At 69.6% G+C, this 20,936-nt stretch carries 12 protein-coding genes; 9 read left to right on the forward strand and 3 right to left on the reverse strand.

Going from position 1 to position 20,936, the window contains the following annotated elements; genetic code table 11:
• The first annotated feature begins 64 nt into the window (after positions 1-64).
• Genes ACIQM4_RS18015 through drmB form a run of 4 tightly spaced genes read left to right on the forward strand, consistent with a single transcriptional unit; the run spans position 65 to position 11,827 of the window.
• Entirely contained in the window at positions 65-4,825 is a 4,761-nt protein-coding gene (locus tag ACIQM4_RS18015; protein WP_401592299.1) for a DEAD/DEAH box helicase, read from the forward strand.
• The gene (locus tag ACIQM4_RS18020; RefSeq protein WP_401592301.1) at positions 4,822-6,729 is read left to right on the forward strand and encodes a UvrD-helicase domain-containing protein; all 1,908 of its coding nucleotides are present in this window, start codon (positions 4,822-4,824) and stop codon (positions 6,727-6,729) included. Before ACIQM4_RS18015 ends, ACIQM4_RS18020 begins: the two co-directional genes overlap by 4 nt.
• On the forward strand, positions 6,726-9,998 hold the full coding sequence (locus tag ACIQM4_RS18025; protein ID WP_401592303.1) for a helicase-related protein: 3,273 nt from the start codon (positions 6,726-6,728) through the stop codon (positions 9,996-9,998). Before ACIQM4_RS18020 ends, ACIQM4_RS18025 begins: the two co-directional genes overlap by 4 nt.
• On the forward strand, positions 9,995-11,827 hold the full coding sequence (gene drmB, locus ACIQM4_RS18030; protein WP_401592305.1) for a DrmB family protein: 1,833 nt from the start codon (positions 9,995-9,997) through the stop codon (positions 11,825-11,827). The genes ACIQM4_RS18025 and drmB overlap by 4 nt, the downstream gene beginning before the upstream one ends.
• 141 nt (positions 11,828-11,968) lie before the next feature.
• On the opposite strand, the gene ACIQM4_RS18035 is transcribed toward drmB, so the two are convergent.
• Positions 11,969-12,193 carry a hypothetical protein gene (locus ACIQM4_RS18035; RefSeq protein ID WP_401592387.1) on the reverse strand — a complete coding sequence of 75 codons (225 nt, stop codon included), beginning with the start codon at positions 12,191-12,193 and terminating at the stop codon, positions 11,969-11,971.
• Positions 12,194-12,203: 10 nt separating this feature from the next.
• On the opposite strand from ACIQM4_RS18035, the gene ACIQM4_RS18040 reads away from it, so the two are divergent.
• Complete coding sequence (locus ACIQM4_RS18040; protein WP_401592381.1) at positions 12,204-12,911, forward strand: excalibur calcium-binding domain-containing protein; 708 nt, start codon at positions 12,204-12,206, stop codon at positions 12,909-12,911.
• 362 nt (positions 12,912-13,273) lie between these two features.
• Here ACIQM4_RS18040 and ACIQM4_RS18045 read toward each other — a convergent pair whose 3' ends face one another.
• Positions 13,274-14,206: an NAD(P)/FAD-dependent oxidoreductase gene (locus tag ACIQM4_RS18045; protein WP_401592383.1), complete on the reverse strand. Its 933-nt coding sequence runs from the start codon at positions 14,204-14,206 to the stop codon at positions 13,274-13,276.
• A 637-nt stretch (positions 14,207-14,843) separates the two neighbouring features.
• On the opposite strand from ACIQM4_RS18045, the gene ACIQM4_RS18050 reads away from it, so the two are divergent.
• The 3 genes from ACIQM4_RS18050 (at position 14,844) to ACIQM4_RS18060 (ending at position 17,054) form a co-directional block, all read left to right on the forward strand.
• Positions 14,844-15,518 carry an excalibur calcium-binding domain-containing protein gene (locus ACIQM4_RS18050; protein WP_401592307.1) on the forward strand — a complete coding sequence of 225 codons (675 nt, stop codon included), beginning with the start codon at positions 14,844-14,846 and terminating at the stop codon, positions 15,516-15,518.
• Between the two features lie 504 nt (positions 15,519-16,022).
• On the forward strand, positions 16,023-16,226 hold the full coding sequence (locus ACIQM4_RS18055) for a hypothetical protein (protein WP_401592309.1): 204 nt from the start codon (positions 16,023-16,025) through the stop codon (positions 16,224-16,226).
• Between the two features lie 471 nt (positions 16,227-16,697).
• Entirely contained in the window at positions 16,698-17,054 is a 357-nt protein-coding gene (locus ACIQM4_RS18060) for a hypothetical protein (RefSeq protein ID WP_401592311.1), read from the forward strand.
• A gap of 298 nt (positions 17,055-17,352) precedes the next feature.
• On the opposite strand, the gene ACIQM4_RS18065 is transcribed toward ACIQM4_RS18060, so the two are convergent.
• Positions 17,353-18,876, reverse strand: coding sequence for a DUF445 domain-containing protein (locus tag ACIQM4_RS18065; RefSeq protein WP_401592313.1), 1,524 nt, complete (start codon positions 18,874-18,876; stop codon positions 17,353-17,355).
• Positions 18,877-19,192: 316 nt separating this feature from the next.
• Between ACIQM4_RS18065 and ACIQM4_RS18070 the strand changes: the two genes are divergently transcribed.
• Positions 19,193-20,587: an SGNH/GDSL hydrolase family protein gene (locus ACIQM4_RS18070; protein ID WP_401592315.1), complete on the forward strand. Its 1,395-nt coding sequence runs from the start codon at positions 19,193-19,195 to the stop codon at positions 20,585-20,587.
• The last annotated feature ends 349 nt before the right edge of the window (positions 20,588-20,936 follow it).

A 20,936-nucleotide genomic window follows, 5' to 3' on the forward strand; every position in this document is an offset into this window, starting at 1 on the left:
CCCGCCCGCACGGCCGGCGCTCGATTTCCCAGCTTCCCGCCCCAGTTGAAGGAAACGGAAAATCGTGAATCAGCCCCTGCCGCAGGGCACTTCGGACTCTCCCGTGATCAGGAAGATCGTGGACCAGTCGCTGCGCGTACTGGAGACCTACCGGGTGGACCCGGGGCTGATTCAGGAACACGCCAATGGGGAACGGCGCATCACCCAGGGTGGGTACGGGGACCGACAGCTGTTCGAGCTCGTGCAGAATGCGGCCGACGAGATCGCCTCCTCTCCCGGCGGCAAGGTGCACGTCGTTCTCACCGCCACGCATCTCTACTGTGCGAATGAGGGCACACCAGTCACGCCGGAGGGCGCGGAGACCATCCTCCGGATGAGTGTCTCCAAGAAGCGGGGAGGCCAGATCGGCCGCTTCGGCGTGGGCGTGAAGTCCGTACTCGCCGTCACCGACGCCCCCCAGTTCTTCAGCGCCTCCGGAAGCTTCGGGTTCGACCGGGCCTGGTCCCGTGCGGAGATCGCGAGGGCGCGTGGTGGCGCACCGGACGAAGAGTTCGAGTCGCCGGTGCTGCGCATGGCCCGTCCGCTCGATGCGACCAAGGAGCGGACGACGGACTCCGTGCTCGATCAGCTGTTGGGATGGGCCACCACAGTGGTGCGGCTCCCCTTGCTCCCCGGCGCGGCGGATCGGTTGGGCCATGACATGAGCCGGCCCTCCAAGGACAGCGAGCACCAGGAATTCCCGGCCCGTTTCCAGCTCTTCTCCCACCACGTCGGAACCGTGGTCCTTGAGGACCGGCGTTCCCTACCCAGAGTTCGCCGCGAGATCACGGTCGAGCACGAGGGCCCTCGGCACGTCATTCACGAGGAGCGGATCGGGCAGCGTACGGCACGCAGCGAGTGGAAGGTGTTCACCCTCACCCACCGTCCCACCGAGGACGCTCGGGCCAGTGCCGGCGAGATGCACGACCGCGGGACGATCGACATCGCCTGGGCGGTGCCCGAGTACTCCGGGGAGAAGGTGCTGAGTGCTCCGAGGGGACGTGGAGAGTTCTGGTCGTTCTTCCCGACCAAGTACCCCATGACCTTGAGCGGTGCGCTCAACGGGGCGTGGAAGACGAATGAGGACCGCCAGAACCTCCTGGACGCCAGCCCGTTCAACCAGGAGATCATCCAGGTCGCTGCCCGACTCGTCGTCGATTCGCTTCCCGCCCTCGCCCCTCCGCAGGACCCGGGCGCCTACCTGCCGCTGCTGCCGGGCCGCAGCCGGGAGTCGGAGACTCTCAACTGGGCCGACATGTACCTGACCAGGCAGATCTGGGAAATGGCCGCGCAACGTCCCTCACTGCCCGACCAGGACGGCATCCTCAGGAACCCCAAGGACCTCCGCATTCATCCCGACATGGGAAAGCGGGGACGTCTGCGGCCCGAGTGGCTGGAGATGTGGAACGCCTGCCCCGCTCGCCCGGCGAACTGGATCCACCCCTCCGTCGAGGCCATGGAGATCCGTTCGGGCAAGGTGGAGCACATCCTGGAGGCCGCGAGGCACACCCGCGCGACGGTTCGCGAGTGGCTCGAAGCCCTGGTCTCGGACGGTAGTGCGGAGGCCTCGGTGGTCGCGATCCGGATCCTCGCCGAGATGATCAGGGACCGGTCCCCCTTCGAGGCGGAGGCCCGGCAGGCGAAGGTGGTACTCACGGAGGCGCACGGCATGGTCGCCCCGGTCGCAGGCGTGGTCTTCCGCCGCACCGTCCAGGACGGGCTCAAGGACGACCTGGTCTACGTCGATACGAAACTCTCCGAGGACATGTCCCTGGCGAGTGCGCTGAGCGAGCTCGGCATCCGGGAGGCGGACGCCCGCGGCCGCTTCGTGGGCGTCCTCGACCAGGGATTCGACGGATACTCGGCGCAGGACTGGACCCGCTTTTGGGAGCTCTTCCACAGTGCGGGTGGCAGCCACGTCACCACGGAGGTGAAGGCTCGGGTCGCGTCGCCGTTGGACACCCTGTTCGTCCAGACCGTGGACGGCAGGTTCCACCGCATGAGGGACTGTCTGGTCCCGGGTCCGGTCGTTCCCGCCGACGGGTCGAGGGACCGGGCCGTGGCCGTGAACATGACCTTCCACTCCGACGACATGGCGGTGTTCAGGGAGTTCGGCCTGCGCGATCGACCGAGTGGGGGGTACCGGCCGGAGAGCGAGTCCTGGTTCGAGGACTACCGGACGGCCGTCTACGACAGTTACTGCAGGACCCTGAGCAGCAACGCGGCCCGTCCTCAGCCGTCGCGGCTCAAGCTGGAGGGCGCGGCCGTCGGTGGCCCCCTTCATCTGCTGGTCCGACTCTCCGAGGAAGGCAAGGCCGCCTTCCTCAAGGCCCTCCCTGACGACAGCGTCATCGACACCTGGACCCGCCAGTTCGGTGCTCAGGCAGCCACTCGTGCGCCCGTGGCCTCGCCGATCCGATGGATGCTGCGCAAGCACGGCCTGGTACCCACGTCCCAGGGCGATGTCCGACTCGGCGAGGCCGTCGGCCCTCAGCTCGCCGGGTACCGCGACGTCCTGCCCGTGGCTGACATCAGCGCGGAGAAGGCACGCAAGCTGCACCTGCCGGCCACGGTCGACGAGGTTCCGGCGGAGAAGTGGGGGAACCTGCTGACCCGACTGATGGAGAGCGACGACGACGTCTTCGTCGGCAACACCTATGTGATGCTGACCCGTCTGCAGCTGCCGTTCCCCGAGGACTCGCTCACCCGATGCCGTATCGGGTCGGAGTGGGGCACGCGGGAGGACGGCGAGATCTCCGTCGCCGCAACTCCCGAGGAGTACCGGTCGCTGCGGGACGAGGAACTGCCCGCCCTCCTCGTCAACAGCCCCGAGAACGCGGACTTGATGATCAAGGAGTGGGGGATGCTGCGGCATTCCGACGTGATCACCAAGGAGCTTCGTCACGTCGGGACGGGGGATCCCACGCCGCTGCGCGACGAGTTCCCCACCCTCCGCAAGCGACTCGGCAGCAAGGTGAACACCTACGATCTGCTGCGCTGTTCGGAACTGGACGAGGTGGTGAAGACACCCAACGGGTCCAAGGTGACACCTCTTCCCAGCGCACTGCAGGGAACGACCGTGCTCGTCCTCGAACCGAGGTCCACGCTCGACGCCCTGGTGGCCGTCGACCGTGAACTTCGTTGGGGGCTCGGCCCGTCGGGCTGCCGTGCCGTGCTGGACGACCAGCAGCGCCAGGAGCAGGACAAGCAACTCCAGGAAACCCTCCAAAAGGTCCGCGCGTCCGGGTCCGTCGTCGAGAAGCTGGAGTTCCTCATCGGTGCGGACGCCCTGCGCGCTCGCCTCCCCGAAGGTCTGATGGAGAGCGAGCGCGAGGGCCTCGGCGGTGAGGATCCCTCTGCGCAGCGCATCGCGCAGATGTCGTACAACGCTCACGGCGACGGAGTGCTTCAGGTCCACGCCCGTGATCTGACGGCCAAGTACCCCAGCCACGCACCGTCGTCCTTCACCGGGGCGACGGCCGCCGTGAGGTTCGTCGCCGATCTCGGATTCCCCGACACCTTCGCCGGAGTTCGCGCTCCGTCGCTGGAATCGAGGATCGACGTGGACGGGCCGTCGGAGTTCCCGCGTCTCCACGACTACCAGGAGCGCCTCGCCTCCCACCTCTTCGCCATGCTGGACCGGGTCGTTCCCCAACGCGGCATGCTCTCCCTGCCCACCGGTGCGGGCAAGACCCGCGTCGCGGCCGAGGCCGTCATCCGGTGGATCAAGCAGAACGGGGAGCTCGACGGCCCTGTCCTGTGGATCGCCCAGACCGAGGAGCTCTGCGAACAGGCGGTACAGAGCTGGAAGTTCGTCTGGCAGAAGGTGGGCGCCGACAGCCCGCTGGCCGTCAGCCGCCTCTGGAGCACCAACGAGGCCGGCCCCGTCACCGATCGTCCGCACCTGGTGGTGGCCACCGACGCCAAGCTCCGCGTCAACCTCGACACCCATGCCTATGCCTGGCTGCGCAAGGCCTCGCTCGTGATCGTGGACGAGGCGCACGTGGCGATCTCGCCCCAGTACACGGAGATCCTCACGTCGCTCGGCCTCACCCACTCCCGTACGGACCGCCATCTGGTCGGGCTCACGGCCACCCCGTTCCGCAACACCCACGCGGAGGAGACCCACCGACTGGTGCAGCGATTCGGCGGCCGCCGCCTCGACGACGGGATCTTCACGAACGACCCGTACGAGGAGCTGCAGGAGCTCGGGATGCTGGCCCGTGTCACCCACCGCGAACTGGCCGGCGGGACGATCGAGTTGACCAACGACGAGATGGAGCGTGCCGAACAGCTCAGTGTGCTGTCGAAGGCCGCCGAGCAACGACTGGCCGACGACCACGACCGCAACCGCCGCATCATCGACGAGATCGGCGACATGCCCGCCGACTGGCCCGTCCTTGTGTTCGCCACGTCCGTGGCTCACGCCAAGTTCCTGGCAGCCAAGCTCAACGACCGGGGCATCACCGCCGCCGCCGTCGATTCCGCCACCTCCGCCAGCGAGCGCCGACGTCGCATCGAGTCCTTCCGTCGCGGCCAGACCCGCGTCCTGACCAACTACGGTGTCCTGTCCCAGGGATTCGACGCCCCGGCCACCCGCGCCGTGGTCGTCGCCCGACCCACGTACAGCCCGAACATCTACCAACAGATGATCGGCCGCGGTCTGCGCGGCCCGCGCAACGGCGGCAAGGACACCTGCCTCATCCTCAACGTCAAGGACAACATCACCAACTACGGCAAGGCCCTGGCCTTCACCCAGTTCGAGCACCTCTGGGGTGTCAAGTGACCGGTGCGTACCTGGAGAGCCCCGCCCTGACCGCCGAGCAGCAGGCCGTCGTCGACCAGCCCTGGGACGCCCGGGTGCTGGTGACGGCCGGGGCCGGGGCGGGCAAGACCCACACCCTGGTCCGCAGGCTGGACTCGTTGATGAGCGACGGGACGGAGGGTCTCGATGCACGGGAGATCCTCGTCCTCAGCTTCTCCCGGGCCGCCGTCCGCGAGCTGCGCCGGCGGATCGCCGCGCACGGCGGGGCAGCGCGGCGGGTCCGTGCCCAGACCTTCGACTCCTGGGCGTACTCCCTGCTCAACAGCGCCCACCCGGACGAGGAGTGGGGGCGCCTCAGCTTCGACGACCGTATCCAGGAGGCGACGAAGGCCGTCATCCGGGGCGCCGTCGAGGCCGGCGAGCTCGGGGCCCCCGCCCATGTGGTGATCGACGAGGTGCAGGACCTGGTGGGCCACCGCCGGGACATGGTGGAGACCCTCCTCGACCACTTCCAGGACAGCTGCGGGTTCACCGTGGTCGGCGACGGCGCACAGGCCATCTTCGGCTTCCAGGTGTCCGACCCGGACGCGAGGGCCGCCGAGACCAACTACTTCTTCGACTGGTTGCGTGCCTCGTACCCGGACGACCTCCTCGAACTGCACCTGACCGTGAACTTCCGTGCACGCAGCCCGGAGTCGCGTACGGCCCTGCCGCTCGGGCCCGTGCTCCGGCGGCTCGCGTCGGACACCGCCGGGGCGTCGTCGGACGGCGAGGCGGCGCACCGGGAACTGCGCGGGCTGTTGATGTCCTGCCCCGACTTCGGGGACCTGACCGATCCCTTCACGCTCGCCTCCCTGCGCGACTTCCCCGACACGTGCGCGATCCTGTGCCGAGACAACCGGCAGGCCCTCGTCCTGTCGGAGGCCCTCTTCGAGAACGGCGTGCCCCACCGCATGCAGCGGTCCCTCCAGGACCGCCCATCTCCCGCCTGGGTCGCCGGACTGCTGCGCGGAGCGGGATCGGCCACGATGAACGAGGACCGCTTCCGCGAGCTCCTCGCGGAATCAGGGCAGGCGCCGTCCATGCATCCGACCGAGGTCTGGCGTGCACTGCGCGCTGCCGCCCGTGGGCCGCGCGGCCTGCTGGACATGGCTGCCACACGCAGGCTCGTCGCGGAAGGCCGGTTCCCCGACGAGCTGTCCTCACCCGAGCCGGCCCGGTTGGTGGTGTCGACCGTGCACCGGGCCAAAGGGCTCGAGTTCGACCGGGTGATTGTTGTCGAGCCGGTGACGGTCGCGGAGCTGCGTCGCCACCACACGCACGTCGACCCGGCCGCCGAGGCCCGCTCCCTGTATGTCGCCATGACGCGCCCCCGGGAGGATCTCTACCGCCTCGCCGCCCCGGACACCGCACTCGTTCGCAGGGACAGGGCCGTCGACCGCTGGTACGTCGGCGGTTGGAAGTCGTACGTACGCCGGGGTATCGAGGCCACCGGGCGGGACGTCTGCCGTGCACAGCCGCCGGGCACGGACGGGTTCGAGCACAATCCGCTGGACGTACAGGAATACCTGCTGTCCTCGGTACGTCCCGGGGACGAGCTCAGGCTGCGCCTTCAGCACGAGCTCCCCGCGGCGGCCGACCAGAGCCCGCCGTACACCGTCATCCACGCAGACACCCCGGTCGCCGTCGTCTCCGAGAAGTTCCGCCAGGACCTCTTCGCCTCGCTGAGGGTGGGCACCACGTGGGACATCAAATGGCCGCACGAGATACGCGGGTTCAGGGTCGACAGCCTGGAGAGCGTCGCGGGCAGTACCGCATCCGGCGCTCGGGCCGGACTCGGTGACCACGGCGTCTGGGCCGTCCCCCGCCTGTCCGGGCTCGGTCACCACACATGGATCAACAATCAGGAAGGCGAGAGCCGATGACCGCTGCCGAGAATCGGCACGCCGCGCACTACGCGGTGCGCGACGAGCTCGTGTCCCAGTTGCGCCGGGACCTGCTCGGTCCGGGAGCGGAGGACGAGGTCCTGACCCAGGACCCGCCGATCACCGCGTACCCGATCGGTGTGCTCTTCCCCCGTCCCGCGACCGAGGCCGCGGACCGGGACCTCGCCGACGCGCTTCATGAGACCGAGGGCCTCGACGAGGCGCCGCTGTCGAAGCGGAAGGACATCGAGGACACCGGCCCCGAGCCGGGGGCCTCCCTGTCCAACGACCGTCGGCCCGCCTCCATGGGGCTCACCTTCGCCGTCGCCCCGACGGTGTCGTCAAGTCTGCGGATCATGGTGGAGGCCGCCGTGTACGAGCCCGTGGACGCCGAGGGCCGCCCGGTGCCGGCCAGGCGCGCGGAAGCGCGGAGCACCTCGGAACAGTCGGAGAACTGGCGTCGGCGCCCGTTGTTCGTCCGGCCGGTCCCGATCGACGTTCGGGACGCGGGAACCCGGTGGTTCGCTCTCGTCGACGACACCTTCCAACTCGTCGAAAGGGCGACCGACCTCCCCGACACCCACACGTTGCAGGTCCTCGTTCGCAAGCCGGCCGTATCCTCCGGCACCGTGACCGTCACCGTCACGCTCATCAACGGCAAGCAGGTCGGTGAAGGCGAACTCCAGGACGCCTTCTGCCTCTACCAGCCGCGCATCACGGCAACTGCGGACGACGGCTCCCGGCTCTTCGTGGAGCGGCCCTCGGCGCTCGGCGCCGTGGATCCGGAGCAGGCCGCGAGCCGGTTGCTGCACCGTCACGCGCCGACCTTCGCCGTGGGGCACGGTTGCTCGGCGGAGTGGGACTGGACCCCGCCCGCCGTCGGTTCGACCGACACCGCTCCTGCGACCGTCGCCGAGGTGCGTACCGAGTTCCTGCCGGCGCACGAGGTGCTGCTGACGGACTCCAACCCGGACATCGACGACTCCTCCCTCACCATGCACGCTCTGGCCACCGGCTCGGATGCGGCAGTGTTGGCCGCGCTCGAAGGTCTGGCGACCGGTTACGCGGAATGGATCGAACGTAAGAGGGCCGAGGCCGATGCGTTGGTGGGCAGTTCGTTCGCCCCGGCCGCCCTGGAGCAGATCCAGCAGTGCGTCGACGCCCTGGCCCGTGTGCGACGGGGTGTCGAGATGCTGCGGACCGAGCCCGACGCCATGACTGCCTTCCGGCACGCCAACGCCGCGATGGCCCAGCAGCGGGCCCGCAGCGTGTGGGTGAGGGGCGGACGCAAGGGCGCGGTGGACGAGAGGGCGGGCCGATGGCGGCCGTTCCAGGTCGCCTTCCTGCTGTTGTGCCTCGAAGGGATCGTCGACCCCGACCACGAGGACCGTGAGGTCGCGGACCTGCTGTGGTTCCCCACCGGCGGCGGCAAGACCGAGGCGTACCTCGGTCTGATCGCGTTCACCACCTTCCTGCGGCGCATCCGGCTCCAGGAGCACGGTGCGGGCGTGACCGTCCTCATGCGCTACACGCTGCGCCTGCTCACGTTGCAGCAGTTCGAGCGCGCCGCGATCCTGATCTGCGCGATGGAACGCATCAGGCTCACCCATCGGAACCTGTTCGGCGACGAACAGATCTCCATCGGCATGTGGGTCGGGAAGTCGGCGACCCCCAACCGGCTCGACGTCGCGACGGCCGGCCTCGTCGAGCTGCGCAAGGGCAAGGACCTCCAGGAGCAGAACCCCGTACAGCTCCACGCCTGCCCCTGGTGCGGCAGCCGGTTGGACGCCTTCCAGTACGAGGTGGACGAGCAGATGCCGCGCATGCACGTGACCTGCCCGGACGGGGAGTGCGACTTCCGGGACGGACTGCCGGTCCATCTGGTCGACGAGGCCGTCTACGACGCCAGGCCCACCCTGGTGATCGCCACGGTCGACAAGTTCGCCTCCATGCCGTGGCGGGAGCAGACCGCGGCCCTCTTCAACCGGGACCGCGGGCGCGAGGACCGCACGCCGCCGCCCGAGCTGATCGTCCAGGACGAGCTGCACCTGATCTCCGGCCCGCTCGGCACGCTCACCGGCCTGTACGAGACGGCGGTGGACGTCCTCGCCGACCGGCCCAAGGTGATCGCGTCGACGGCGACCATTCGGCGCGCCTCCGCGCAGGGGCGAGCCCTGTTCTCCCGCAGGGTCTCGCAGTTCCCGCCCGCCGGACTGGACTCGCGCGACTCCTGGTTCGCCGTGGAGACCCCGCGCGAGCGCAAGGCCACGCGCCAGTACGTCGGTCTGCTCACCCCCAGCACCAGCCAGTCGACGCTGCTGATCCGTACGTACGCGAACCTGCTCCACCGGGCGATGCGCACCGACACCCAGCACGACGTACGGGACGCCTACTGGACACTGGTCGGCTATTTCAACAGCCTGCGCCTGCTGGCCGCCGCCGAACTCCAGGTCCACGACGACGTCGACGCCTATTTGGAGTACCTGGCCGAGCGGGACGGCGTCGAGAAGCGCACTGTCGCCGAACTGACGGAGCTGACCAGCCGCGCCAATTCGAGTGAGATCCCTGCCAGACTCAAGCAGGTCGAGCTGACGTATCCCCACAAGAACGTGGTGGACGTACTGCTCGCGACGAACATGATCTCCGTCGGCGTCGACATCGACCGGCTGGGCCTGATGGCTGTCATGGGCCAGCCGCAGACCACCGCCGAGTACATCCAGGCGACCAGCCGCGTCGGCCGGAGCCACCCCGGCCTGGTCGCCGTCATGCTCAACTCCGCGAGGTCCAGGGACCGGTCCCACTACGAGAGCTTCCAGCACTACCACTCGGCTCTCTACCGTGAGGTCGAGTCGACGAGTGTGACACCGTTCTCCGCCCGTTCACGGGACCGCGGACTGCACGCCGTGATCGTCGCTCTCGCCCGCATCCTGATCCCGGAGGCCCGCCCGAACGACGGCGCGGGACGTGTCGACGAGTACCGCGACCGCCTGGAGGAGGAGATCAGGCCGATCCTCCTCAACCGCGTGAGCAGCATCGACAGGGACGAACACCGGGCTACGGCCGAGGCCTTCGACACCTTCGTCGACCGATGGGCGCAGGACGCCGAGGCCTACGGAGGTCTCCTCTACGAGCCCAGGCGCGGCAGTCGCACCCCGTCCCTGCTGACCCCCTACGACGACAAGCCCGAAGCCGCAGAAGCGTGGCCGACCCTGTGGAGCCTGCGCGACGTCGACGCCGAGTCCGGCCTGTTCCTGGAGGCAACCCGATGACCCCGCCCCCCGCCCGTCGTCGCCGCGGTGCCGGCGAGCCGCCCGCGCGGAGTTTCCCTCGACGTGGTTCCGTACGCCGGGCACAAATGATCACCACCTACGGCGTGGGATCGATGATCGCCGTCGACAGCGAGTCGTTCATAGTGGCCGGAATCGACTCGTGGAACGTGGACCGGGCCCCGGTGATCCACGAGCGTCGGCTGGCCAGGGTTCTCGGCGTGAAGTACTTCCGGCTACCCCCTGCCTCCGACGACACCGGCGGGGACGGGGTCCGCGTACGCCGCTTCCCGCTCTGGCACTCCTGCCCGAACTGCGCGGCCCTCCAACACGTGCGGAAGTTCAACTCCCCACCACTGAGGAACGAATGCGGTGACTGCCTCGAAGAACTGGTCCCGTCCCGCTTCGTGGTGGCCTGCGCCCACGGACACATCGACGACTTCCCGTACTGGAAGTGGGCGCACCGCAAGAACCGGCAGGAGGACACAGCGGGGCACTGCGGCGGCGAGATGCGCCTGCGCACCAGCGGGAAGACCGCGTCGCTGCGTTCCGTCCTGATCTCCTGCACCTGTGGAATCCCCGAGGTCTCCATGGAGGGCGCCTTCCGGCGCGCGACCCTGTCCGAGCTCAAGGTCCGCTGCGAGGGCAGGCGCCCGTGGCTGAAGAACGCCACGGCCGATCCCTGCGCCGAGACCCCGCGCACCCTGCAGCGCGGTTCCTCCGCCGCCTGGCAACCGATCGTGAGGTCCGTGCTCGCCATCCCGCCGTGGAGCAACGAGCGGGCGAACTGGTTGGCGCGCCACCTGGACGACGACGTGCGCGCCTACGACCGGGCCGGGCTGCAGATCTTCGTGAATACGATGAACAAGAACCTTCCCGGGCACTTCCAGCCCTTCTCCGTCGAACAGGTCGAGCAGCTGATCCTCGCCGAGAGCCACGAGGAGCCCGAACCCGGGGAGGCCTCCCCCAAGGATCACGCCTACCTCGCCCTGCGCAAGCAGGAGTACGGGCGTCTGGGCGAAGGAGCGAACGACCAGCAGTTCGTCTGCGAGCCGCCCACCGCCGACTCCGCTCCTCTGCGTGCGCTCGGGCTCGACCGCCCGATGCTCGTCAAGCGACTCCGCGAGGTACGGGCCCTCAAGTCCTTCTCCCGGGTGGACTCCCCCGACAGCAACACGGATGTCCACGAGGCCGCTCTGTCCCTGGAGCCGATGGACTGGCTCCCCGCCATGGAGGTTCAGGGCGAGGGTGTCTTCCTCCGACTCGACGAGTGCCTGGTCGACGAGTGGGCCCGCAACACCGCTGTCGCCGCCCGCGTCGAGAGGATGCGCAAGAATCACCAGCGACTCCTCAAGGAGAGGGCTCAGGATCCGGAGAACGTACCCACGTCGCCGGCCACCCCCCGCATGGTGCTGCTGCACACCTTCGCGCACGCGCTCATCAACGAGTGGAGCCTGGACGGCGGTTACCCGGCCGCCTCCCTACGGGAACGCCTCTACTCCGACGACATGATGGCGGGGCTGCTCATCTACACCGCGACGAGCGACTCCGCGGGAAGCCTGGGCGGCGTGGTCGCCCAGGGAGATCCGAAGCGACTGGAGGCCGCTGTCCGATCTGCGCTGAAGCGCGCGGAGTGGTGTTCGGCGGACCCGTTGTGTGTCGAGTCGGAGGCGAGCGGCGCGGGCAGCATCAACCTCGCGGCCTGTCACGCTTGCGTGCTCCTGCCCGAGACGAGCTGCGAAAACAACAACGGCCTGCTCGACCGTGCGCTACTGATCGGCACTCCGGAAGACCCGTCCACAGGGTTCTTCCACTTCGCCTCCAAGCCCTGAAACGGACCGGGCGACGAGGGCGAATTCAAGCCAATGGGTCACTGTTTCATTACCCGATCTTCACACAAATGCCATCATTGGGTCCTCAGTTCACTCAGGGAGCCTTGGGGGGCATGTGTTGTCGAGGAACGGTGCGAGGCGTCAGCGTGCGGCGTTGACGGGTGGGGTGGCCGTCGTCCTGGCGGTGACGTTGGCGGGGTGCGGGGGCAGCACTCCGACCGATGCCAAGCCGGTCGCGGACGCGTCGAGCGCGGTGGAGAAGACGGCGGCTGCGACTCCTTCGGCGACGGAGGCGACTCCGTCGCCGTCGCCGGCCGGCGGCGTGCTCGGTCTCGTTGACGACACCGCAAGCGTCAAGAGTGTCAAACCAGTCACTGTGAATGTCCTGACGAACGATACTTTCGCCGTGCCCGGTGGCGCGGCAGAACCTCTTGAAGAGGCGATACCCAAGGGTGAGTTCACGCTCTCCCTCGACAAGCAACCCATCATGGGCACCGCGGTCGTCAGCCCGGACGGGAACGGCTTCGTATACACGCCGCAGGCCGGGTTCGGGGGCGAGGATGAGTTCACGTACAAGGTCGTCGTCGACAGTGCCGAGAGCAGCGGGAGCGGGCGTGGCGGCTCAACTGTCACCCCCGACACGGCTGTTGTGCGGCTGACCGTTTCCGCACCCAAGCCTGCCCCGGTGCGGACCAAGAAGCCCGCGCCCGTCAGGACCAAGAAGCCCGCGCCGAAGGTCTACTACGAGAACTGTGCCGCGGTACGCGCCGCGGGCGCCGCACCGGTCAGGGAAGGGCAGCCCGGTTACGCCTCCCACCTCGACCGGGACGGGGACGGCGTCGGTTGCGAGCCCTACTCCGGTGGGAGTGGTAGTGGGAGCGGCGGCAGTTCGGGGAGCTCCGGGAGTGGTGGAAGTTCAGGGGGCGGCGCAAGCAGTGCCTCCGGCGGTGGCGGCGGGGGTGGCAGCGTCTCGTACGCGAACTGCTCCGCCGTGCGTGCCGCCGGCGCCGCGCCGATCAGGGCGGGTGACCCCGGGTACGGACGGCACCTGGACCGGGACGGGGACGGGGTGGGCTGCGAGTAGGCGGTGAGGGGGGCAGGACGGGGTGTGGGGGTGTGGGGCGTGGGGGGGGCGGTGTGTGTGGGGGTGTGCGGGGTGGGTTGGTGTGCTCGGCGTGCGGTTCGTGGCTCCGCCCCCGTTCGCGTGTCCAGTCCAGCTGGGTGCTCGGGTACGGCAACTGGGCGCCGGCGGCCCACCCCGGCCTGCCGCGCCTCCCGCGTGCGGCCGACGCTCGTCGCACCGGGCCCGCGCCCCTCGTCGTTCTCGCCGCCAAGGACGCCGTATGAGCGCGTTGCGTGCGGCGTACGACTCGTGCATCTCGTGCGCCCTGGACCGGAGCGCGCCCCGCGCGTCGTGCCACCCCCGCCCCCGCGCCGCTCAACCCGTCACGCGTCCTTCATCACGCGTTCCAGGTCCGCGAAGGTCAGCTCGGCGTTGATCGTTGCGCCGGCCCGGTAGCCCGCGCTTGCGGCGTTGATGACCTGTTCGGTCGGGCCGGCCGCGTTTCCCACGGCCCAGATGCCCGGGACGCTGGTGCGGCCCGTCGGGTCGACCTCGGGGTAGGGCCCGACGGGGGTGTCCGTCGTACGGGCGCCGAGGCGCTTCAGCAGGGTGTCGCGGGGGACGGGCCGCCCGGCGGCGAACAGGACGTCCACGGGGACGACCTTTCCCTCTGCGGTACGCAGGCCGGTGAGTTGGTTGTCTTCCACGACGAGTTCGCAGACCGGCCCTTCGACGATCGGGACACCCGCCGCCTTGAGCTGTGCGCGTTGGCCCTCGGGGAGTTCGGCGACGTCGTGCATGAAGAGGGTGACGCTTGGGGACCACTGGGTCAGGAGGAGGGCCTGGTGCGCCCCGAGCGCGGGGTGGGCGAGGACACCGAAGGCGCGGCCCCGTACCTCCCAGCCGTGGCAGTACGGGCAGTGCAGGACATCGCGGCCCCAGCGTTCGGCCAGGCCGGGGATGCCGGGCAGCTCGTCGACGAGGCCGGTGGCGATGACGACACGGCGGGCGTGGACGGAGGGGCCCTTACGGAGTCGGACTTCGAATTCGCCTTTCCCGTACGGCCTGGAATCGCCCTTCCCGTACGGCGCGATGTCGGTGACCTCGTCCTTGACGAGGCGGACTCCGTACTGCTCGATCTCCTGTCGCCCGGCGGCGAGGAACTCCTCCGGTGGCATCCCGTCCCGGGTCAGGTACCCCTGCATGTGGGCGGCGGGAGCATTGCGCGGCTGACCGGCGTCGACGACGAGTACGGAGCGGCATGAGCGGCCGAGGATGAGCGCGGCGCTGAGGCCCGCGGCACCACCGCCGACCACGACGACGTCGAAGTGCTCGGGGTCCTGATGTCCGGCGGGGGCAGGGCTGGGGCTGGGGCTGGGGCTGGGGCTGGGGCTGGGGCTGGACACGGTGGCCTCCTGTACTGCCGGGGTTCTTATGGCAGCCACCGTCACTCCACACCTGCATTAATGGCAAGCCTGCTTGCCAGAACAGCAACACGCTGACAGCCACCTCCGGGTCGTACCTCCGACCACTTTCCCTCGCTTCCACCCCCCGGCCCCTATGGGACGAGTTGCCCCGTCACCGAACACTTACCGCCGCTAGGCGGCGATTGTGACCAAGGTTTCGCCAGGGACGTTCATGGCGTACCTTGCGCGACTTCGGGCCGCCGGGGCCCGGATCTGGGCGTGCGGGCGGATGTGAGGCGTCGGGTGGAGCGAGGTGGTCGGGGCGGTGGCTCCGGGGTGATGCGGCGGGATGGCGACTTTCGGTCAATGCACCACCCCTCCACCACCATTCCTTCACCGCACTGTCATCATCAGCCTCTCAGTTCACTTGAGAACTGAACTTTCGAAACTTTCGAACGCTTGGACTTCGGACAGATGCCTTGGGGGGCACATGTTGTGGGTGAGAGGTGCCGCACGTCGGCGTGCGGCTGTGATCAGTGGGGCTGCTGTGGCATTGGCTGTGGCGCTCGTTGGCTGTGAGGGCGGCGCTTCGGCCGAGGAGAAGGACGGTGGCGCCGGCGCGGGCGGAGACGCCGGTGTGGTGAAGGCGGACGCCGCCACGCATCCGCCCGTGCTCCAGCTCGTCGACGACGCGAAGAGTACGGAGGACGGGAAGTCGGTCGTGGTGGCGGTGTTGACGAACGACACCTTCTCCAAGGGAGGTGCGCACGGCGAACCGTTCCTCAAGTCGGTGAGTGCGCCCGAGTACGTACTGACCCTGGACTCCAAGCCGCGCCACGGCACGGCCACCCTGAGCGGGACCCGCGTCACCTATACGCCCGCTCCCACGTACGTGGGCGAGGACGACTTCATGTACAAGGTGAAGGTCAAGGGGAGCGGCGCGGGAGCTCTCGCGAAGCCCCTGGAGGGCACGGCGGTGGTACGGGTCACCATGAACACCGCTGCTCCCGCCCCCACCAAGCCAAGGACCAGGACCGCCCCCAAGGCCGAAACCGGCACGGCGGCCGGGGCCGGGGCCGGGGCCGAGAAGCCCGCGGCGCAGGTGTACTTCAAGAACTGCACGGCGGTACGTGCCGCAGACGCCGCCCCGATCCGAACGGGCGACCCCGGCTACGCCAACCACCTCGACCGGGACGGCGACGGCGTCGGCTGCGAGTCGTAGGGATCGTTGGGATCGCAGGAGCGCCGGGACGCGTGGCAGACCAAGGCTGTCGGCCCTACGGGGAGGGCCGACAGCACACCGGGATCAAACGCGGTGCTCAGCCACTCCTACCGCCCCTGTTCCTGTCGATTCGCCGTCCGCACAACCAAGTGGCCAGCGTGCCCACCCCGGTTGACGCCAGGACCGCGCCCCCGTCAATCACATGAGGCAGCCCCGGAAAGTAGCCGAAGAATCCGAGAGACCCGAGCAACCCCACCAAGAAGGCAGCGACCTTGAGTAGGCGGTCGCGCTCCGGCGGTCGTTTCACATTCACCATGGAGCACTCACTTCTTGATGTAGTGGCACTGGCTGGACCGGCGGATCCCATTGACGTAAAGATGCGTGCATGCCCTTCCGTAACGCGGAAGCGTCTGCGGAGAGTTGTTCCTCATGGGATCAATCTTGCACTCGGGGTGAGACTTCCCCCGGGAGGTCTTGTACGTCGCGTTGTTCATGTCCGCGTAGGTGAAGTCGATTCTCCAGTTGCAAAAGCCGGGACTCAGCGCAGCCACGAAGCCACAGTCCACACCCGCGTTCTGGCGCTCGATCCTCCTGCCGCTTCCCTTGATGATGTGGGTGAAGAAGCATCCGGTCGGCACCTTTACCGTCGCTCCTCCCACCGTGTACGAGAAGGTATTCACCGCAGTTGACCCGAACGCCGAGGCGTGAGCCGGCGCTGCGGAAGCGGAGGCGGTGCAGGCCGCTGCCACCGCCGACACCAGCACGTTTCGAGTTACGCGAGAGATCTGCACAGGGCCGCCCCTACTCATTTGGACCATTGGGCTGACATAACTACGAGTGGATGACCCGGGTACCTGCACAAACCTCGAACTAGCCCTGCGGGTGACGCTGCGTAACCAGTGCGCCTGTCCGTCGTGGAGTCAGGTCCCAACCCTGCGGCAGGAACGAATCAGCGCCCTTGAGGTACCGGTGAGCGAGTAGGAGGGGGTAGCTGGGAATCGTGAGGAACGCGTCGTCGACGGGTCAACACATCGCCACGCCGTCGCAACACCTCGCGCTGACTTCACCACGCGTACCCGGGGCGGGCAGGGCCCCTGAGCTCGGTGGAGGGACGAGGTCGTTAGCCTCGGGGGAAAGGCTTGCGTCCTGGGTGGCGCAGCAGAACTGGAGGCAGTAGCCATGGCCAAGGTGCCCACGTCCCTCGTTGCCGCTACCGGGTTGGTGGGGGGCTACGGGGTTGCCCGTTGGACCAGGAAGCGGCCGTTGGGTGGGGTGGCGCTGGCCGCGGCAGGGGCTGTCGCTGCTCGGCAGTGGCGGCAGGAGGCCGGAGGGAAGGTCGCGGCGGGCCTGACCGGACTGTACGTGGCCGGCTTCGCCGGGTCGCACCCGTTGGCGAAGAGGGTCGGGGCCTGGCCTGCGGTGTTCGCCGTGGCGGGTGGGGTTGCTGCGGCTTCCTGGGCCGCGACGGCAGCCACGGCGGCGGCCTCGCGCCGTGGCGACCGGTCGGAGTGCTGCGCACAGTCGAAGGCTGACTAGGCGGTATGGGGGCGGCCCCCACCGGCCGGGCGTACGGGTACGGGGGCGGGTCTCACCGGCCGGGCGTACGGGTACAGGGGCGGGTCTCACCGGCCGGGCGTACGAGTACAGGGGCGGGGCCTCACCAGGCATACGGGCACGCGCCGAACCGGGCCCGTCCGCCGTACGTAAGCGGGCCGTCCGACGGTAGGGGGTGGGGCCCGACCCGCCGTCCGGAGCCGGGCCCCGGCCGTACGGAGACGGGGAGAGGGACCCGCCCCACCCCACCCCCGAGCGGTCGGCGATCGCGCCCGCCCCCCTACGCCCCGAACGCCCTCGACACCGTGTAGATGATCAGGCCGACCAACGCACCCACCACCGTTCCGTTGATGCGGATGAACTGCAGGTCGCGGCCGATGTGGGCCTCGATCTTCTTCGAGGTGTGTTCGGCGTCCCAGCCGGCCACCGTGTCCGTGATCAGGGACGTGATCTCCGAGCGGTAGGTCGTGATGACGTACACCGCCGCGCCCTCCACCCAGCCCTCCAGCTTGCGTTGCAGGCGGCCGTCCGTGGCCAGGCGGTTACCGAGGGACATCAGGGAGGCCCGCACGCGCAGGCGCAGTTCGGAGTGGTCGTCGTCGGCCGCGGCAATGATCATCGAGCGGACCGCCGACCACGCCGAGGCGATGACGTCCTGGACCTCCGGGCGGTTGAGGATCTCCGACTTCAGGCGTTCCGTACGGGCCCTGGTGTCCGAGTCCGTCTGGAGGTCCGTCGCGAAGTCCGCCAGGAAGCGGTCGATGGCCCCGCGGGCGGGGTGGGCCGGCATGTCCCGCATCTCGGTGACGAAGCGCAGGAGCTCCTTGTAGACGCGATCGCCGATCTTGCGGTCCACGAAACGCGGCGTCCAGCCGGGAGCGCCCCCCTGGACCGCGTCCATCACCGAGTCGCCGTGCATGACGAGCCAGTCGTGGGCCCGGGTGCAAATCAGGTCCACCGCCCGGTGGTGTGCCCCGTCCGCGACCACCTTGTCGAGCGCCTTGCCCAGCCCCGGGGCGATCTCGGCCGCGTCCGCGCGGCGGGTGATGGCCTCACCGACCACCGCCTGCACGTCCGAGTCGCGCAGGACCGTAAGCGCGCCGCGCAGCGCGGTGGCCAGCTCCTCCGTGACCCGGTCGGCGTGGGCGGGGTCGGCCAGCCAGGCGCCGAGACGGCCGCCCATGTCGAGGGGGGCCAGGCGGGCCTTGATGACGTCCTCGGAGAGGAAGTTCTCCCCCACGAACGAGCCCAGCGAGACGCCCAGCTGGTCCTTCTTCGTGGGGATGATCGCCGTGTGCGGGATCGGGATCCCCAGCGGGTGCTTGAAGAGCGCCGTGACCGCGAACCAGTCGGCCATCGCGCCCACCATGCCGGCCTCCGCCGCCGCCGCTACATAGCCGGGCCAGCCGGTGAAGCCACTGTGCTGCGCCCACTTCGCGAGGACGTAGACCAGCGCCACGAGGAGCAGGAGGCCCGTGGCCGTGGTCTTCATCCGGCGCACCCCCCGCCGCTTCTCCTCGTCGGCCTCGCTGAAGGCGAAGGGTGGACGGGACGCGGGACGGGCAGCCTTCTCCGAGGAACCGGAGCGGCGGAAGGGGGACGGCGCGGGTGGGGGCGCGGATGAGGAGGGTGAGCCGCCTGTGCTGCCGCCCGTGGACGCCGGGCCCGTGGCACCGGTCGCGCCGTCGGAGTACGCAGAACCCGTGGCACCGGTCGCACCCTCGGGACGTGCGGAGCCCAAGGCGGAGGAGCGGTTCTCGCGCTTCTCCGCCCGTCCGGCGGCACCCTTGTCTGTACGTTCCATCCGCTCCGCCCACTCCGCTCGCCGTGCCGATCCGTGCTGTGCCGATCCGTGCCGTGCCGATCCGTGCTCTGCCGATCCGTGCAGCTGTGCCGTGCCGAACCTTGCCTACCCGTGCCGTGCCTGCCTTGCCGATCCGGCATCGGCGCCCGCGCCCGGGGTGCCAGGTGCCGGCCGCCCCCTGAGTAAGGACCCGTACGCAATGTCCCTACCTGACCTACTCCCGGAACGCACCTGGAGTTCCCCGGCGTCCCTCTTCACAAGGTCATACCGCATCATGGTGACCAGTTCGAATAATTGATGAGGAGTGCCCCACCGCATGACCAGGCGCAATGGTTATGCCCTGCTGGCCGGCTTGGCAGCAGTGGTCGTCATGATCTCCTGCGGCATCTTCGCCCTCACCGGGCTGTTGTCGGGTGACGACTCCCCGCGCGGTGCGCGCGAGGGGCGAGACGCACACAGCGGCCGTTCCGACGGAGGCCGGAACGGCGGCAGTACGGGGCTGCGGCCCGCCGCCGTCGCCCAGTGGACCGGTACCTGGTCCGCCTCCCCCGTCGGCCCGGAGCCACGCACTCCACGCGGGCTCCCCGGGCGTTCCATCCGTAACGTCGTGCACACCAGCATCGGCGGGCACAGCGCCCGCATCACCCTCTCCAACCGCTTCGGCGACAAGCCCCTCACCGTCTCGCACGCGTCCATCGCCGTCGCAGCGGCCTCCGGCGCCCCGGCGGCCGAGCCCGGGACCATGCGGCGCGTGACCTTCCGGGGGAAGGCGTCCGTGACCGTTCCGGCGGGCGGGACCGTGACCGGTGACCGTACGGCGATCAAGGTGCCGTACGACGGCGAGCTCCTGGTCACCGTGTTCTCCGCGTCGGCGAGCGGACCCGTGACGTACCACCCGCACGCCCGCCAGGCCGGGTACGTCGCGGACGGCGACCGCACCGAGGACGCCTCGGGCGGCTCCTACCGCAAGCAGGGTGACAACTGGCGCTACCTGACCGGCGTGGAGGTGCTGAACCCGGACGCGGACGGGGCCGTGGTGCTCTTCGGCGACTCGATCACGGACGGAATAGCGTCCACGACCGACGCCAACCGCCGCTACCCGGACGTGCTCTCCGACCGGCTGCGGGCCGAGCCGGGAGCCCCGCACTACGGCGTGCTCAACCAGGGCATCAGCGGGAACCGGCTGCTCACCGACAACCGTGGGCCGAGCGGCCTCTCCCGGTTCCGTACGGACGCCGCGGACCGGCCGGCGGTACGGGCGGTCGTGGTGCTGCTGGGGATCAACGACATCATCGCGCCGCCGCACGAGCGGGACCCGGCGCGGATCGTGGCGGGGCTGCGGGAACTCGTACGGCAGGGGCACGCGCGGCAGAAGCGGGTGGTGGGCAGCACGCTGCTGCCGTTCGGCGGCCACCCGGCCTGGACCCCGGAGCTGGAGGCCGTACGCAACACGGTGAACGAGGAGATCCGGGCCGGGCGGGTCTTCGACGCGGTGGTGGACTTCGACCGGGCGGTACGGGACCCGTACGCGCCGTCGCGGATGCTGGCGGTGTACGACTCGGGCGACCACCTGCACCCGGGCGACGAGGGGTACCGCCGGATGGGGCAGTGGATGGACCTGCGGGTGCTCAGGGGCGGCTACCGGGTACGGGGCGCCGGCGACGGCACGGACGGCCTCGGCACGGATGCGGAGGCGTCGCTCCGGTCCTGAGAGCGAGGGCGGCGCACCGGACCCGAGAGCGAGGGCGGCGAGTCAGGACCTGAGACGGGCCGCCGCCTCGGACCTGCGGAGGTCCCCCGGGGTCCGAGGCAGCTCCCCCGGACCGAGCGATCCGAGGCTGGCCGCCCCCAGCCCGAGGCGCTCCCCCGGGACCGAGCGACCCGAGGCCAGCCGCCCCCAGCCCGAAGCGGCACCCCCGGGGGCCGGCCGACCCGCGGCCGGCTGCCCCCAGCCGACGCGCCCCCCTAGGAGTTGTCGTCAAATCTCACGCCCACATCAGCAGGGATGCCAGGGTGACGGCGGCCTGGTAGGACTCGGCGGTCTTGTCGTAGCGGGTCGC

Source organism: Streptomyces sp. NPDC091272 (assembly GCF_044757485.1).
Lineage (GTDB): Bacteria > Actinomycetota > Actinomycetes > Streptomycetales > Streptomycetaceae > Streptomyces.

Bases quoted from the DNA above. Each gene is read 5' to 3' on its own strand.
- ACIQM4_RS18025 (WP_401592303.1), top strand. From the start codon at position 6,726: ATGACCGCTGCCGAGAATCGGCACGCCGCGCACTACGCGGTGCGCGAC.
- drmB (WP_401592305.1), top strand. From the start codon at position 9,995: ATGACCCCGCCCCCCGCCCGTCGTCGCCGCGGTGCCGGCGAGCCGCCC.
- ACIQM4_RS18060 (WP_401592311.1), top strand. From the start codon at position 16,698: ATGGCCAAGGTGCCCACGTCCCTCGTTGCCGCTACCGGGTTGGTGGGG.
- ACIQM4_RS18065 (WP_401592313.1), bottom strand. From the start codon at position 18,876: ATGGAACGTACAGACAAGGGTGCCGCCGGACGGGCGGAGAAGCGCGAG.
- ACIQM4_RS18070 (WP_401592315.1), top strand. From the start codon at position 19,193: ATGACCAGGCGCAATGGTTATGCCCTGCTGGCCGGCTTGGCAGCAGTG.